Source organism: Amycolatopsis sp. FBCC-B4732, assembly GCF_023008405.1.
GTDB classification, from domain to species: Bacteria; Actinomycetota; Actinomycetes; order Mycobacteriales; family Pseudonocardiaceae; genus Amycolatopsis; species Amycolatopsis pretoriensis_A.
Genome location: NZ_CP095376.1, coordinates 7746975 through 7760601 on the forward strand (window position 1 = coordinate 7746975; position 13627 = coordinate 7760601).

The 13627-nt window shown below is 72.3% G+C and carries 17 protein-coding genes; 11 read left to right on the plus strand and 6 right to left on the minus strand.

What is annotated here, in order from left to right:
* The first annotated feature begins 73 nt into the window (after positions 1-73).
* Genes MUY14_RS34540 through MUY14_RS34550 form a run of 3 tightly spaced genes read left to right on the plus strand, consistent with a single transcriptional unit; the run spans position 74 to position 2909 of the window.
* Positions 74-1450 (plus strand): amidase, encoded by a 1377-nt coding sequence (locus MUY14_RS34540; RefSeq protein ID WP_247015514.1) that lies wholly within the window; start codon positions 74-76, stop codon positions 1448-1450.
* Positions 1417-1992, plus strand: a complete 576-nt coding sequence (locus tag MUY14_RS34545) for a TetR/AcrR family transcriptional regulator (protein ID WP_247015515.1) — start codon at positions 1417-1419, stop codon at positions 1990-1992. Before MUY14_RS34540 ends, MUY14_RS34545 begins: the two co-directional genes overlap by 34 nt.
* Positions 1992-2909, plus strand: a complete 918-nt coding sequence (locus MUY14_RS34550) for an oxygenase MpaB family protein (RefSeq protein ID WP_247015517.1) — start codon at positions 1992-1994, stop codon at positions 2907-2909. The genes MUY14_RS34545 and MUY14_RS34550 overlap by 1 nt, the downstream gene beginning before the upstream one ends.
* On the opposite strand, the gene MUY14_RS34555 is transcribed toward MUY14_RS34550, so the two are convergent.
* The gene (locus MUY14_RS34555) at positions 2890-3444 is read right to left on the minus strand and encodes an ABATE domain-containing protein (RefSeq protein ID WP_247015518.1); all 555 of its coding nucleotides are present in this window, start codon (positions 3442-3444) and stop codon (positions 2890-2892) included. The two genes, MUY14_RS34550 and MUY14_RS34555, sit on opposite strands and share 20 nt — an antisense overlap.
* 54 nt (positions 3445-3498) lie before the next feature.
* Between MUY14_RS34555 and MUY14_RS34560 the strand changes: the two genes are divergently transcribed.
* The 5 genes from MUY14_RS34560 to MUY14_RS34580 all read left to right on the plus strand — a co-directional run bounded on the left by MUY14_RS34560 (position 3499) and on the right by MUY14_RS34580 (position 7923).
* Positions 3499-4344, plus strand: a complete 846-nt coding sequence (locus MUY14_RS34560) for an alpha/beta fold hydrolase (protein WP_247015520.1) — start codon at positions 3499-3501, stop codon at positions 4342-4344.
* Positions 4345-4439: 95 nt separating this feature from the next.
* Positions 4440-5837 carry a hypothetical protein gene (locus MUY14_RS34565; RefSeq protein ID WP_247015522.1) on the plus strand — a complete coding sequence of 466 codons (1398 nt, stop codon included), beginning with the start codon at positions 4440-4442 and terminating at the stop codon, positions 5835-5837.
* Positions 5834-6226, plus strand: coding sequence for a FixH family protein (locus tag MUY14_RS34570; RefSeq protein ID WP_247015524.1), 393 nt, complete (start codon positions 5834-5836; stop codon positions 6224-6226). Before MUY14_RS34565 ends, MUY14_RS34570 begins: the two co-directional genes overlap by 4 nt.
* A gap of 16 nt (positions 6227-6242) precedes the next feature.
* Positions 6243-7385 carry a hypothetical protein gene (locus MUY14_RS34575; RefSeq protein WP_247015527.1) on the plus strand — a complete coding sequence of 381 codons (1143 nt, stop codon included), beginning with the start codon at positions 6243-6245 and terminating at the stop codon, positions 7383-7385.
* Complete coding sequence (locus MUY14_RS34580; protein WP_247015529.1) at positions 7378-7923, plus strand: hypothetical protein; 546 nt, start codon at positions 7378-7380, stop codon at positions 7921-7923. The genes MUY14_RS34575 and MUY14_RS34580 overlap by 8 nt, the downstream gene beginning before the upstream one ends.
* A gap of 135 nt (positions 7924-8058) precedes the next feature.
* Here the strand turns inward: MUY14_RS34580 and MUY14_RS34585 are convergent, their stop codons facing one another.
* The gene (locus MUY14_RS34585; protein WP_247015531.1) at positions 8059-8313 is read right to left on the minus strand and encodes a DUF397 domain-containing protein; all 255 of its coding nucleotides are present in this window, start codon (positions 8311-8313) and stop codon (positions 8059-8061) included.
* A gap of 287 nt (positions 8314-8600) precedes the next feature.
* On the opposite strand from MUY14_RS34585, the gene MUY14_RS34590 reads away from it, so the two are divergent.
* Together MUY14_RS34590 and MUY14_RS34595 are read left to right on the plus strand one after the other, a co-directional pair.
* Positions 8601-8870, plus strand: a complete 270-nt coding sequence (locus MUY14_RS34590) for a hypothetical protein (protein WP_247015533.1) — start codon at positions 8601-8603, stop codon at positions 8868-8870.
* A gap of 3 nt (positions 8871-8873) precedes the next feature.
* The gene (locus MUY14_RS34595) at positions 8874-9128 is read left to right on the plus strand and encodes a hypothetical protein (protein ID WP_247015535.1); all 255 of its coding nucleotides are present in this window, start codon (positions 8874-8876) and stop codon (positions 9126-9128) included.
* Between the two features lie 65 nt (positions 9129-9193).
* Here MUY14_RS34595 and MUY14_RS34600 read toward each other — a convergent pair whose 3' ends face one another.
* The 4 genes from MUY14_RS34600 to MUY14_RS34615 all read right to left on the minus strand — a co-directional run bounded on the left by MUY14_RS34600 (position 9194) and on the right by MUY14_RS34615 (position 12420).
* On the minus strand, positions 9194-9796 hold the full coding sequence (locus tag MUY14_RS34600) for a trans-aconitate 2-methyltransferase (RefSeq protein WP_247015538.1): 603 nt from the start codon (positions 9794-9796) through the stop codon (positions 9194-9196).
* The gene (locus MUY14_RS34605) at positions 9793-10641 is read right to left on the minus strand and encodes an SAM-dependent methyltransferase (protein WP_247015540.1); all 849 of its coding nucleotides are present in this window, start codon (positions 10639-10641) and stop codon (positions 9793-9795) included. The genes MUY14_RS34600 and MUY14_RS34605 overlap by 4 nt, the downstream gene beginning before the upstream one ends.
* Positions 10638-11468, minus strand: coding sequence for an SAM-dependent methyltransferase (locus MUY14_RS34610; protein WP_247025384.1), 831 nt, complete (start codon positions 11466-11468; stop codon positions 10638-10640). The genes MUY14_RS34605 and MUY14_RS34610 overlap by 4 nt, the downstream gene beginning before the upstream one ends.
* An 88-nt stretch (positions 11469-11556) precedes the next feature.
* On the minus strand, positions 11557-12420 hold the full coding sequence (locus tag MUY14_RS34615; protein WP_247015542.1) for a helix-turn-helix transcriptional regulator: 864 nt from the start codon (positions 12418-12420) through the stop codon (positions 11557-11559).
* Positions 12421-12656: 236 nt separating this feature from the next.
* Between MUY14_RS34615 and MUY14_RS34620 the strand changes: the two genes are divergently transcribed.
* On the plus strand, positions 12657-13577 hold the full coding sequence (locus tag MUY14_RS34620) for an MBL fold metallo-hydrolase (RefSeq protein ID WP_247015544.1): 921 nt from the start codon (positions 12657-12659) through the stop codon (positions 13575-13577).
* The last annotated feature ends 50 nt before the right edge of the window (positions 13578-13627 follow it).

Here is a 13627-nt window from a genome sequence, read left to right on the forward strand (position 1 = left end):
CGCCGCGGGAGTAGCCGGAAACCATCGGTATCCGGTAACGTTCGTTCGAACGAACGAGAACTCGGGAGGCGCCATGACCGCCACGAGCCTGGACTTCACCGGTCTCGCCGCGCAGGCCGCGCGGCTCGCCGCCGGGGAAGTCACCTCGGCCGAGCTGACCGCGACCGCGCTCGGGCGGGCGCACGCCAGCCAGCCGGTCCTCAACGCCTTCCGGCACCTGCGCGACGACGCGGCGCTCGCCGAAGCGGCCGAGGCGGACGCACGGCTCGAGGCCGGCGACCGCGCACCCCTGCTCGGCGTGCCGATCGCGATCAAGGACGACGTCGACCTCACCGGGCTGCCCACGTCGTTCGGCTGCGCCGGCGAGTTCCCGTGCGCCACCACCGACGCGCCCGCCGTCGCGCTGCTGCGCGAAGCCGGCGCCGTCATCATCGGCAAGACCAACACCCCCGAGCTGGGCCAGTGGCCGTTCACCGAGGGCCCGGCCTTCGGCGCGACCCGCAACCCGTGGCACCTCGGCCACACCCCCGGGGGCTCTTCAGGCGGGAGCGCGGCCGCGGTGGCATCGGGGGTCATCGCGGCCGCGCTCGGTTCCGACGGCGCCGGCTCGGTGCGCATCCCCGCCGCGTGGACCGGGCTGGTCGGCATCAAGACCCAGCGCGGCCGGATCCCGACCGAAGGCGAGCTGTTCCACGGCCTGACCGTGCTCGGCCCGCTCGCCCGGACCGTCGAGGACGCCGCCCTGCTGCTGGACGTAGTCGCCGCGACCGGCACGACGTTCCGGACCGCGGCCGCGCGCGAACCCGGCCGGCTGCGGATCGGGCTGTCGACGCAGATCCCGTTCACCGCCACCAAGACCCGGCTCGACCCGGTCGTCGAAGCCTCCGTGCGCCGGCTCGCCGAGTCGTTCGCCGGGCTGGGCCACGAGATCGTCGAAGTCGAGCCGGACTACGGGCTGATCGGCCTGACGTTCCTGCCGCGCTCGCTCACCGGCGTCCGCGACTGGACGCTGCGGGTGCCCGACCGCGCCGGGCTCGACCCGCGCACGCGCAGCAACGCCGGGCACGGCCGCCTGCTGGCCGGTCCCGCGCTGCGGCTCGCCCGCGCGCTCGAGCCGGGACTGCACCGGCGGATCGGCTCGGTCTTCGGCCGCGTCGACGTGCTGCTGACCCCGACCACCGCGACCCCGCCGCCGCCGATCGGCACGTTCGACGGGCTGTCCGGCTGGGAGACCGACCAGGCCATGATCGCCGCCTGCCCGTACGCTTGGCCGTGGAACGTGCTGGGCTGGCCGGGGGTCAACGTGCCGGCCGGGCAGACGGCCGGCGGGCTGCCGCTGGGCGCGCAACTGCTCGGCCCGTCGCACGCCGAGGAGCGGCTGATCTCCCTCGCCGCGCAACTGGAAGAGGTCGAACGGTGGCCGGAGCGGCATCCCGAGACAAGCTGGTAAGCACCCGGGAAGCCATCCTGCGCGGCGCGCTGACGGTCGTCGGCGAGCACGGGGTCGGCGGGCTGACGAACCGCCGGATCGTGGCCGCCGCCGGCGTCTCGCTCGGCACGCTGACCTACCACTTCCCGAGCCAGACGGCGTTGCTGCGCGAGGCGATGCTGCTGTTCGTCGAGGAAGAGACGGCGAAGCTCGGCGCGATCGTCGACGGCTACCGCGCGGCCGGCCTGAGCCTCGAGCAGGCCGCGTCGGTGGTGGAGCACGTGATCGCGCAGCTGCCGTTCGGCGCTGACGAGCTCGGCGCGCACGAGCTGTACCTGCAGTCGGCCCGCGATCCCGAGCTGCAGGAAGCCTCCGCGCGCTGCTTCGCGGCGTACGACGAGCTGGCCGTGATGATCCTGACCGCGTTGGAGGTCCCCGACCCGGCGCGGCTGGCCGGACCGGTGGTGGCCCTGATCGCCGGGCTCCAGCTGCGCCGCCTGGCGACGGGCGAGACGGACACCCCGGTGGCGATCCCGCTGATGATGCTCGTCCGCGGCGCTTGATGGCCCCGCCGATCGTCCGCGGGACGGCGGCGTGGAAGTACTTCGGCGACTTCCGCGACGCGCTCTTGGCGGGTCAGGTGCTGGTGCTGCAGGTGGCGCACCCGGTGGTCGCGGCGGGGGTGCGTGAGCATTCGGACTACACGGAGGACCCGTGGACACGGCTGATGCGGACGGGCGCGTCGCTGTCGATCTACGTGTACGGCGGGGTTTCCGGTGCGCGGGTGGAGGCGGCGCGGCTGCGGGCGCTGCACCGTTCGTTCGTGGGCTCCCTACCGGACGGCCGCCGGTACAGCGCGCTGGATCCTCTGGCGTACGCGTGGGTACACGCGACTTTGGTGATGGTTCCGGTGGACGCGCAACGGTTCTTCGGCCGCCCACTGTCCACTTCGGAGCTTGACGAGTACTACGCGCAGATGTGCGGCATCGGCCGGCTGCTCGGGGTGCGGGAGCGCGACCTGCCGCCGGACTGGACGGCGTTTTCCCGCTACTACGACGAGATGGTGGCGGGGTTCGCCGGGAATCCGGCGATCGAGCAGCTCTTCGAGACGATCGAGACGGTGCGGAAGCCGGTGGAGTGGCTGCCGGACCGGTGGTGGCGTCCCCTGCGGCGGGCGCAGGCGCGGGGGCAGGTGTTCTTGATCCGGGCCACGGTGCCGCCGCTGTTGCGGGAGCGGCTCGGGCTCCCGTGGACTGCGCGTGACCAGCGCCGTTTCGACCGCTTCGCCCGGGCGGTGCGGCTGGTGTCGGCCCCGCTCCCGGCCGGCCTTCGGACGGCGCACATGCGCTGGATCGGCAAGCTGAACGTCTGGTTCCGCGCCCACCCCGGGGTCTACGAGCGCCTGATCGGCGGCAACGGTCCCGGCTCAGCGAACACCCACGACCACCTGCGCCCCCACCTCAGTCCTCGCGGGCGCTGACCCGGGCGTAGTGGGCGCGGGCCTTGGCGCGGTTGCCGCAGCGGGACATCGAGCACCACTGGCGATTGCGCCGCGGTGAGGCGTCGCAGAACCGCAGACCGCAGTCGTCCGCCGCGCACACCCGCACCGAGGCGTCGCCCGCCGCGAGGTCGATCGCGTCCGCCGCCAGTGCCGCGAACGCCGCGGCCACCGGGTCCTTGGGGGCCGGGACCTCGCGGCGCAGCACCCCGTCCACCAGCGTCAGGCGCGGCGGCGGCGCGGGCGCCGAGGCCGCCGCGTTGTTCACCAGCTCGATGTCCATCTCCGACGGCGTCCCGGCCGGCAGCAGCACCCGGTCGATCGCCTCCCGCAGCGCCTTCGCGGCCAGCACGTTCCCGGCCGTCACCGGGACCGGCCCCGTCGTGAAACCCGCGCGGGACAGCCACTCCGCCAGCGCGTCCGGCCCGGTCAGCAGCTCCACCCCCTCGGCGTACCGGCTGCGCAGCGTGTTGACGAGGTCGAGGCACGGCCGCCCGCCGTCGAAGGCCCACTCCATGACGAACACTCTAACCCTTGAAGACAGTTAGAAGCAGCGCTAGTGTCTAACCCCATGAACCGGTTAGAAAATGTCGACGGGCTCCGGATGCACTTCCTGCAGGCCGGTGACGGCCCGCCGCTGTTCCTCCTCCACGGCTGGCCGCAGACGTCGCACTGCTGGCGGCAGGTCATCGAGCCGCTCGCCGAGACGCACACCGTCATCGCGCCCGACCTGCGCGGCTACGGCCGCACCGACAAACCGCGGACCGGCTACGACAAGCGCACGATGGCCGCCGACGTCGCCGCGCTCGCGACGCACCTCGGCTTCGACCGGGTCGCCGTCGCCGGGCACGACCGCGGTGGCCGCGTCGCCCACCGCTGGGCGCTCGACCGCCCGGACCAGGTCAGCCGCATCGCCGTCCTCGACATCGCCCCCACCCGCGCGATGTGGCAACGCCTCGACACCGGCATCGCCAAGGCGTACTGGCACTGGCTCTTCCACCTCCAGCCCGACCTGCCCGAGCTCCTCGCCGGGCGGGACGTCGCCGGCTACCTCGGCTACTTCTTCGAGCGCTGGACCCACCAGCGCCACGCGCTCGACGCCGAAGCCCAGGCCGAGTACGTCCGCGCGTTCTCCCAGCCCGGCGCCCTCCGCGCCGGCTTCGACGACTACCGCGCCTCCTTCCCCGACGACGCCGAGCTCGACGACGCCGACTTCGACGCCGGGAAGCGCGTCACCCAGCCGCTCCTCGCGCTCTGGGGCGCGAACGGCCTGCTCGGCACCCTGCCCACCCTCGAGATCTGGCGGGAGTACGCGCCGGGCGCCACCGGCACCGCCCTCGCCGAGTGCGGCCACTTCCTGCCCGAGGAGCAACCCGGCGAAGTCGTCGCCCACCTGCGGGAATTCCTCGACCCCTGAGACCACCGGGGGCGCCGGTCCCCCGCACTGGGGACCGGGATTCCCTCGCCGCCGTGACGCCCGCCACCGGCCGCCCTGGCTAGGTTCGGACCACGATGGGGACCAAATCGAAAGCGGCACTGCTGATGCTGCTGGCCGCACTGGGGATCGCGGCCGGCGGCGGGACCGCGCACGCCGACGGCGCGCCGGGCGGCACCGACGTCCAGGTGGCGCAGACGCTCGGCGCGCGCGAGCTCACCGTGATCATCCGCCGGGTCGACACGACGCCGTCGCCGCTGCGGGTCGACGTCGTGACGCACCGGGGCAGCCCGCCCGGCACGCTGCACCTGGCCGTGGCGGCCGACGGCGTCCCGAGCGCGCGGACCGACGTCGTCCTCGGCGCCGAACCCGGGGTGTACGCGGGAAATCTGCGAGTCGACAAACCGGGGCCGTGGCTGCTGTCGCTGAGCGACGGCACCGGCCCGGCCGCGACGATCCCGTTCCTCGTCCCGGCGCGCGTGGTGCCCCCGTGGGAACGGGCGACCTACGGCGGGTTCGTCGCGGCGGGCGCGTTCCTGCTGCTGGCCCTGCTCGTCGGGGTCCGGGCGAAACGCACGGCGTACGCGCTCATCCCGGCGGGCGGGGTGGTCGCCGCGCTCGCCGTCGCCGTCACCGGTGCGCTGCTGTCGGCGAGCACTCCCCCGCCGCCCGCGCCCGGCAGCCAGCTCGATCCGACCTTCGACAACGTGACCGACCCGTACGGCGCCGCACCGTTGTCCACAGTGGACTATTCGCGGCCGCCGGTGAACCTCACCGTCCACTCCGGACGCGGCGAGCTGGCGCTCGGCCTCACCGACGGCGCCACCGGCCGCCCGGTCGACGACCTGCTGGTGCACGACAACGCGCTCGTGCACCTGGTCCTGGTCTCGCCGTCCGGCCGGCTGAGCCACCTGCACCCGGTGCGCGTCGGCCCGGGCGGCTACCGCGTCCGCGTCGCCGATCCGGAACCGGGGACGTACGCCGTCGCCGCGGAACTCGCCCGGCGCGGCGGCGGGGTCCAGCTCGTCCGGTCCACTGTGGACCTGACCGGCACCGCCGCCCCCGCGCCCGAACCACCCGGCGCCGGCCCGCGGACGATCGACGGCACCCCGGTGGAGCTGAGCATCACCCCCGGCACGCCGACGACGATCACCGCGCACTTCCGGACCCAGGACCTCCAGCCGTGGCTGGGCATGCTCGGCCACCTCATCGTCGCCGGCCCGATCACCGGCCCGGTCGGGGAAAGCGCCGCGAAGGCACCGACGTGGGCGCACGTCCACGCGATGATCCCGCCGGTCGCCGGCCAGCTCGACCGCCCCGACGAGACGGTCGCCGCCTACGGCCCCGACGTCGCCTTCACCTACACCTTCGCCGCGCCCGGCCGGTACCGGATCTGGCTGCAGGCCGAGCGCGGCTACCGCGTGCTGACCGTCCCCGCCGTGGTGGACGTCCCGACGACCGGAGCCGGCCGGTGAGGCGCCCGACCGCGCTGATCGCGGCGGTCGCCGTCGTCGCCGCGGGCCTGCTCACGTGGTTGCTCTGGCCGGGCGGCACTGCGAAACCCACCACGCAGCAGGCGGTTTCGGGCCCCTACACCGTCCAGTTCTCCGCGGACCGGCCGCGCATCGGCGGCAACACGTTCGCGGTCGCGGTGACCGGGCCCGCGCCCGAATCCGTCACGGTCGCACCGGTGATGGCGCAGATGGGGCACGCGTTCCCGCCGGTGGCCGCGGGGCCGGACGGACCCGGCCGCTTCCGCGCCGCGGACGTCGGGCTGCCGATGGCCGGGCAGTGGGAGATCACCGTCTCGCTGCGCGGGCCGGGCGGGGCCGCGCAAGTCGTCTTTCCGTTGCTCGTCAACTAAAGGAGGGTCGGGGGAAATGGATCTCACCGCATCCGGCGTCCGCACGGCGTCGGTCGCGAAACCGGCGCGGACGGGCTTGCTGCCCGCGAACGTCGTGCTCGGGGGGTCGTTGCTGTCGCTGGTCGGGCTGACCTGGGACATCCAGTGGCACAGCGACGTCGGGCCGGACACGTTCTTCACGCTGCCGCACTTGTTCCTGTACGCGGGCAGCGCGGTCGTCGGCCTGGCGAGCCTCGCCGTCGTGCTGCTGACCACGGCGGCGCGGCGCGCGGGCCGCCCGGTCGACCCGCGGGTCGGCGGGCGCGTGGTCAACGTGTTCGGCAAGACGTTCGCCGCGCCGGTCGGCTACCTCGTCTCGGGGGTCGGCGCGGCCACGTTCCTGCTGTACGGCCTGTGGGACCAGTGGTGGCACGGGCTCTACGGCTTCGACGCGGTCATCGACTCGCCGCCGCACATCGGGCTGCTGCTGTCGATCACGGTGTCGCTGATCGGCACGACCGCGGTGTTCGCCGCGGCGCGGGAGCACCGCTGGGGCCGGGCCGGCACGCTGGCTTCGCTGACCGTGCTGCTGACGTTCGGGCCGGTGCTGGCGCTCGGGCTGCAGCAGGTGCCCGACGACTACGCCGACGCCGTGTCGATCGGCTGCTCGATGATGGCGGTGCTGCTCGTCGCGGTCGGCGCGGGGTTCTTCCGCCGCCCGGGTGGCGCGGTCGGCACCGCGGCGCTGGTCGCGGCCGTGCAGGCGGTCTTCTGGTGGTTCTCGCCGTGGGCGGCCCGGGCGTACGCGGACCTCGTCGGCCTGCCGATGCGCGACGCGATCTCCGGCGTGCCGGAAATGCCGTCGCTGACGCCGATGGCGCTGCTGCCGGTGGCCGCGCTGATGGAGCTGGGCTACCTGGCCGGCCGGCGCCGGGGGTGGCGCGCGGGCCGCGTTTCGGTGGTCGCCGGCGGTGCCGCCGGGCTGCTGATCGGGCTCAGCCTGCCGCTGCAGCGGGCGATGCTCTACACCGGCGCGCACGTGCCGCCGGCCTGGTACCTGACGACGACCGCCGTGGTCAGCGGTCTGCTGGGGCTGCTCGGCGGGTTCGCCGGGTGGCGGTTCGGCGGGATGCTCTGCCTGCTGGCGCCCGCGAAGAAGGGGGAAACCGCTGATGCGTAAGACGTTGCTCGCACTGACCGCCGTCGCGGGCTTGCTGTTCGCCACCGCGGCGCCGGCGAACGCCTACGAGCCGGTCAACATCGTGCACACCGAACGGGTGCAGGCCGGGCCGTACGGGCTGACGGTCGGGTTCAGCACCTGGCCGCTGAAGGCCATGCAGTCGCTGGACTTCACCTTCGTCCCCGACGGCGGGATCGAGGGCAAGTCCGGCACGCTCACCATGGTCAACCCGGAAGGCGGGGCGAACCGGAAGCAGCCGCTGGTCCGGCACCCGCGCAAGCTCGACGTCTGGGGTCTCGACGTCCGGTCGATGCCGCGCCCGGGCGCGTGGACGCTCCGCTTCGCCGTCAACGGTCCCGCCGGGGCCGGCACCGGCGAGCTGCGCGCGCTGCCGGTGCTGGAACAGCCGGGGCCGCCGATGGGCGTGAGCTGGGCGATCAGCACGCTCCCGCTGATCGGGCTGGTGGTGCTGGTCGTGCTGGCGTGGCGCCGCACCCGGAGCCGGTTGCGGGGCGGGGAGCTTCCGGCAACCGGGTGAGATTCCGCTCACATTCGGCTGCCGGCCGTATCCGGAGCGCCGCGAAGGCCTCCTTCACCGCAGAGGACGGGGAAGGGGGCCTTCGCCATTCGAGTGCTCAAGCGGGTGACCATGATCACCTGCGCGGGTGAGGGATCAGGCCGGCAGGTCGAACTGCCCGGCCTTCACGGCGATCAAGAACGCTTCCCACTCGGCGGGGTCGAAAACGAAAACGGGGCTGGTGGGGAGCTTGGTGTCCCGGACGCCGATGAGGCCTTCGCGACCCAGGTTGACCTCCACGCAGCTGCCGCCGTTGGGTTCGCTCGCGAAGGACTTCTCCCACTCGGCCTCTTGGAACAGGGACACGGCCGTGTTCGGATCGTAATCCGCGAACGACGGATAATCCGCCATGGGTCGTACCTCCGAGGTTCGATGGGGGGTGCGGCCGCGACCTGGTCGAAAGCACCCGTTCCCGGCTACTCAGTGTCTCAATGGCCTAGGCCGCAGGGCCAAGCGGGTGATCAACTAGCTTCGGCCTCGACATGAAGATTATTCCAGGAGTAGGATTAATCGCATCGGCCGGGGCGCCGGCGTCGGTGAACGACTGCCTGCACGCGGCGGGCGGTCCCCGAGCGACGCCGAAGCGGCCGAAACCGAAGCACAAAGCCACCGCGGGAACCTCATGGGGGAGGATCAGCGTGATCGTCGAGGACAGCGCGCCACCGGGCGTGCTCGTCGTGGGCAGGCTCGCCAGGGGAACCACCGGCGAAGCCCGCCGGGTGGTCCACGTCTTCGCGCTGGACGCCGCCGCGACCGACACCGAGCTGATCCGAACCAGATGCGGGGAAGCGCTTTCCCGTCAAGACGTCGAATGGCTGGTCCCCGGGGCCGGCATGCCGTGTGAACCCTGTCTCGGACTGACCGGCGGCGAGCCCGCCCGGGCACCGCGACGAGAGCTGGGGGTGTAGACGATGGCCGTCCGAATGAACTCGCTCTTCCGCCGTGAAGACGAAGAGCACCGTGGTCGCCGCGGGATCGGCGACGAACTGCGCAACCGCTTCGGCTTCAGCCTGATCCAGGCACCACTGCGCAAGACCACCACGTGGGCGGCCGACCAGGACCTCCCGCTGCAGCGCTACTCCGACGGCGTCCGCACCACGCGGCCGCTGGAGGCGTCGATCGACCTGGCCCCGCTGCTGCGCGGCCGCATCGGCTCCCGCGCCTGAACTGCCCCACCACCACGAAAAGAGCCCCGGCTCCCTGATGGGACCGGGGCTCTCGCGCGTGCGGGCTACGGTTTCCGCAGCAGCAAGCGACCCTGGCGGAAGGGGCGCTCGCTTTCCGTGTGCTCGCGGTGCATCCGCCCCACCTCGACGAGCCCCGCCGCGGCGCCCAGCCGGGCCAGCTCGGCCACGGGCCAGCGGTGCGCGAGGGTGACCTTGTGGTCGAACGTCGTCACCTCGTCGCCGTCGGCCTCGAAGCAGCCGAGGAGCAGCACCCCGCCCGGGGCCAGCGTCCGCGCGAACTCGGCGAAGTAGCCCGGCAGCTCCGCCGGCGGCGTGTGGATCACCGAGTACCACGACAGGATGCCGGCGAGCGAGCTGTCGGCGATGTCGAGCGCCGCCATCGAACCCAAGTCGAAGCGCAGGTCCGGGTGCGCGGCACGGGCGAGCTCGACCATCACCGGCGACAGGTCGACGCCGGATGCGTCGAGGCCCAGCTCCGTCAGGAAAGCCGTGAGGTGGCCGGGCCCGCAGCCCAGGTCGGCGACCGGGCCGCGACCGCGGGCGTAGTCGGCGAACGCCGTCCACGCCGCCCGGTCCAGCGGGTCGCCGGCCCAGATCGGGCCGACGAACTCCGCGTACTGGACGGCGACCGCGTCGTAGGGTGTCACGGTTTGCGGCCGAGGCCGCAGATGTGGCCGACGAACGCCGGGTCGTTCGCGAGCTTCCGCGTGGCCCGGGACTCGATCTCCTCCGGGTGCCACTCCGGCAGGTAGACGATGCCCGGCTCGACCAGCTCCAGGCCCTCGAAGAACGTCGTGAACTCCGCGCGGCTGCGCAGGTGGATCGGGGTGCTCGACTGCTTGTACTGCTTGATGATCGTCTCGCGGCTGCCGGCGTCGGCCATCGCTTCCATGCCGTCGCTCGTCAGGTGCGAGGACAGGAAGTACGAGCCGGACGGCAGCAGCGACAGGTACTTCTGGATGGTCTGGGCCACCGGCTCGTCCTCGCCGAGGAAGTACAGGACGCCGACCATGATCAGGCCGATCGGGCGGTTGGTGTCCAGGACACCGGTGTCGAGCGCGCGCTTCCAGATGTCGGCCGGGTCGCGCAGGTCGCCCTGCAGCACCGCGTGCCGGTCGGCGACGCCCTCCTTCTCCAGCAGGACCTGGGAGTGGGCGACCGCGACAGGCTCGTTGTCGACGTACACGCACCGCGCGTCCGGGTTCACCTCGGCGGCGACCTCGTGGACGTTGCCGACCGTCGGCACGCCCGAGCCGAGGTCGAGGAACTGGTCGACGCCGTTGCGCGCCAGGTACTGGACGCCGCGGCCGAGGAAGTCGCGGCCGACCCGGGCGACGGTCTTGATCATCGGGAAGGCCTTGACCGCCTGCTCGCCGAACTGCCGGTCGATGGCCCAGTTGGCGTCGCCGCCGAGGAACCAGTCGTAGATGCGGGCCGCGTTCGGCCGCTCGAGGTCGACGCCTTCGGGGGCCTCGGGGTCCTGCGTCGTCATGCGAACCGTCCTTCACGCTTGCGGCCGACACCGCCGACCACGCTCGCGAGGGGGACCGTGGCGGCGCCGGGCTCGGGGCGCCACTCTCCCACAGGCACGATCCCGGGCTCGACGACGTCGAAGTTACCGAAGAACGCGGCGATCTCGTCGAGCGACCGGGAAACCGCGGGCGAGCTCGACCGCTCGGACAGCTTCACGAGCCGCCGGATCTGGGCGAGCTCCTCCCCCTCGACGCCGGATTCGGTCGCGTGCGAGAGCACGTACGCCGATCCGGGCGCCAGCAGCGTCCGGTAGTCGCGGATCGCTTCGCGGACGCCGGTGACGTCCGGCAGGAAGTGCAGCACCGCCACGCTCAGCAGGCACAGCGGCTGGTCCGGGTCGAGTACGCCGGTCGCCAGCGCCGCATCCCACACCTCTTCGGCGTCGCGCAGGTCGGCGTGCAGCACGGCGTGGCGATCGGGGTCGCCGGTTTCCTCCAGCAGGATGCGCCCGTGCGCGACGGCGACGGGCTCGTTGTCGACGTAGACGCACCGGCTGTCGTCGGCGTGGTCGTCGGCCACCTCGTGCACGTTGCCCGCGGTCGGGATGCCGGAGCCGAGGTCGAGGAACTGCGTGATGCCTTCGGCGAGGCAGTAGCGGACGGCGCGGCCGAGGAAGTCGCGGTTGCTCCGGGCGAGGGCCTTGGCCAGCGGGAACGCCTGCACTGCCTGCTCGCCGTACTGCCGGTCGATCGCCCAGTTCGCGGTGCCGCCCAGCGCCCAGTCGTAGATCCTCGCCACGTTCGGCCGGTCGAGGTCGACGGCGTCGGGGAGGAAGTCGGGGTCCACGATGTCCACTTCCGGTGGATTCCAGCGCAACGGAACGACTCTACCGAAAGTTGTTCACCGGACTCGATAGCTGAGGCGGCCGTTCGCCCTATTGGATCTGCTGCATCTGGGCGCGGTAACCCTCCGCAAGCTCCTTGAGGAACTGCCGGGTCTCCTGCCGCTCCAGCGCGGCACCGCGCAGCCGGTCCCACGAGTCGACGAAGATGTTGAAGTCCTTGACGTCGTCGAGGTACAGACCACCGGCGGAGTGCTCGATGTAGACGAAGTCCCGGGTGCGGTCCGGGAAGCGCATGATCGTGAAGTCGTTGGGCACCGCGGCGAGCCGGGCGCCGAAGGGCAATACGTGTACGTACACCCGCGGGTGGCGCTCCAGCGAAAGCAGGTGCTCGACCTGGTCCAGCATCACGGCGGGCGCGTACCCGCCGGGTGCCCGGCGCAGCGCGCCTTCGCTGATGATGAACCGGTAGTACGGCGGCTGCTGCTGCTCGAACACGGCCTTGCGGTCGAGGCGGTTGCGCACCAGCGACGTCACGTCGGTGGCGCCGGCCTCGGTGAACTGCTTGAGCATATAGTGCTCGGACTGCAGCGGGCCCGGGATGCGCTCGCCGTGCCAGGTGAGGATCTCCGCGGCCGCGGGTTCGAGGTCGGTGAACGTGCGGAACCAGTGCGGCACCACCGAGCGGTAGCCGGACCAGTGGCCGCGCTGCCCGGCGGCGGCCCGCGCCAGGTTCATCAGCGTGTCGGCTTCTTCGCCGTTGATCCCGAACGCGTTCAGCATGGATCGCACATCCCCGAGCTTCACCCCGACGGCACCGGACTCGATCTTGTTGACCTTGCCCTGGGTGCAGCCGAGGACCTCGGCGACCTGCTGCTGTGTCATCCGCGCCGCGGTGCGGGCATGCCGGAGCTCGTTCCCGAGCTGCTTCCGGCGCGAGGTGACGGTGCTGGCCATCGCCCTGCTCTCCCGGACCACTACCAAGCGACGGCGGCCTCCCGGTCGCCGTCGCGCGCGAACTATCGAACCCACCCAGGTTAGTGCTTCACCTTGCGGATCTCGATGATGACATCGCGCAGCGTTCCAGGAAACGTCGCAGAATGCCAGTCACTCAGGGGTTCACTCGCCTGGACCAGCGGATTCGTGACCTTTACGCCGACCGGCGGGCAGCGCACTGCGGCATAGTGGGCGCCGTGACCGATCGTTCGCCCTCCGCCGCCGCCGTCACCCGCCTGGCTGACAACGTCCACGGCTACGTCCAGCCGGACGGCTCCTGGTACATCAACAACTGCGGGTTCGTCGACGCCGGCGACCACACCGTCCTCGTCGACACCTGCTCGACCGAGCGCCGCACGCGCGCGCTGCTCGCCGCCGTCGAGGCCACCACCGGCAGCCCGGTGACGACGCTGGTCAACACCCACCACCACGGCGACCACACCAACGGCAACTACCTCGTCACGACCGCGACCGTGGTCGGCCACCGCAAGACCCGCGAGCTGCTGGTCGCCGAGGGCATCCAGACGTTCGACGGGATCTTCGTCGGCAGCGACTGGGGCCAGCTCGAGGCGCGGCCGCCGGAGGTCGTGTTCGACGACCGGCTGACCGTGCACGCCGGCGGCACCACCCTCGAGCTGATCCACCCGGGCCACGCCGCCCACACGACCAACGACGTCCTGGTCTGGCTGCCGGAGCAGCGCGTGCTCTACGCCGGTGACCTGGTGTTCAACGGCGGCAGCCCGTTCGCGCTGATGGGCTCGGTGGCCGGCTGGCGCCAGGCGCTCGACGTGATCCGGGAGCTGGAGCCGGAAGTGATCCTGCCCGGCCACGGGCCGGCCTGCGGGCTCGACGTCGTCGACACCGTGGACGCCTACCTGGAGTTCGTCCAGGAGACGGCCGAGCGCGGGAAGGCCGCCGGGCTGTCCCCGCTCGAAGTGGCGAAGGACACCGATCTGGGTGACTTCGCGGCGATGAGCGAGCAGGAGCGGCTGCCGGGCAACCTGCACCGCGCGTACGCCGAGCTCGACGGCGCCGAATGGGGTGCTCAGATCGATCTGGCGGCCGCTGTGACGGACATGGTGGCGATCAACCGGGGCCCCATCCGCTGCTTCTCCTGAACTGCGTGAGCCGCAGCTCCGTACCTCCCATGAGGCCTCGATCGGACTAG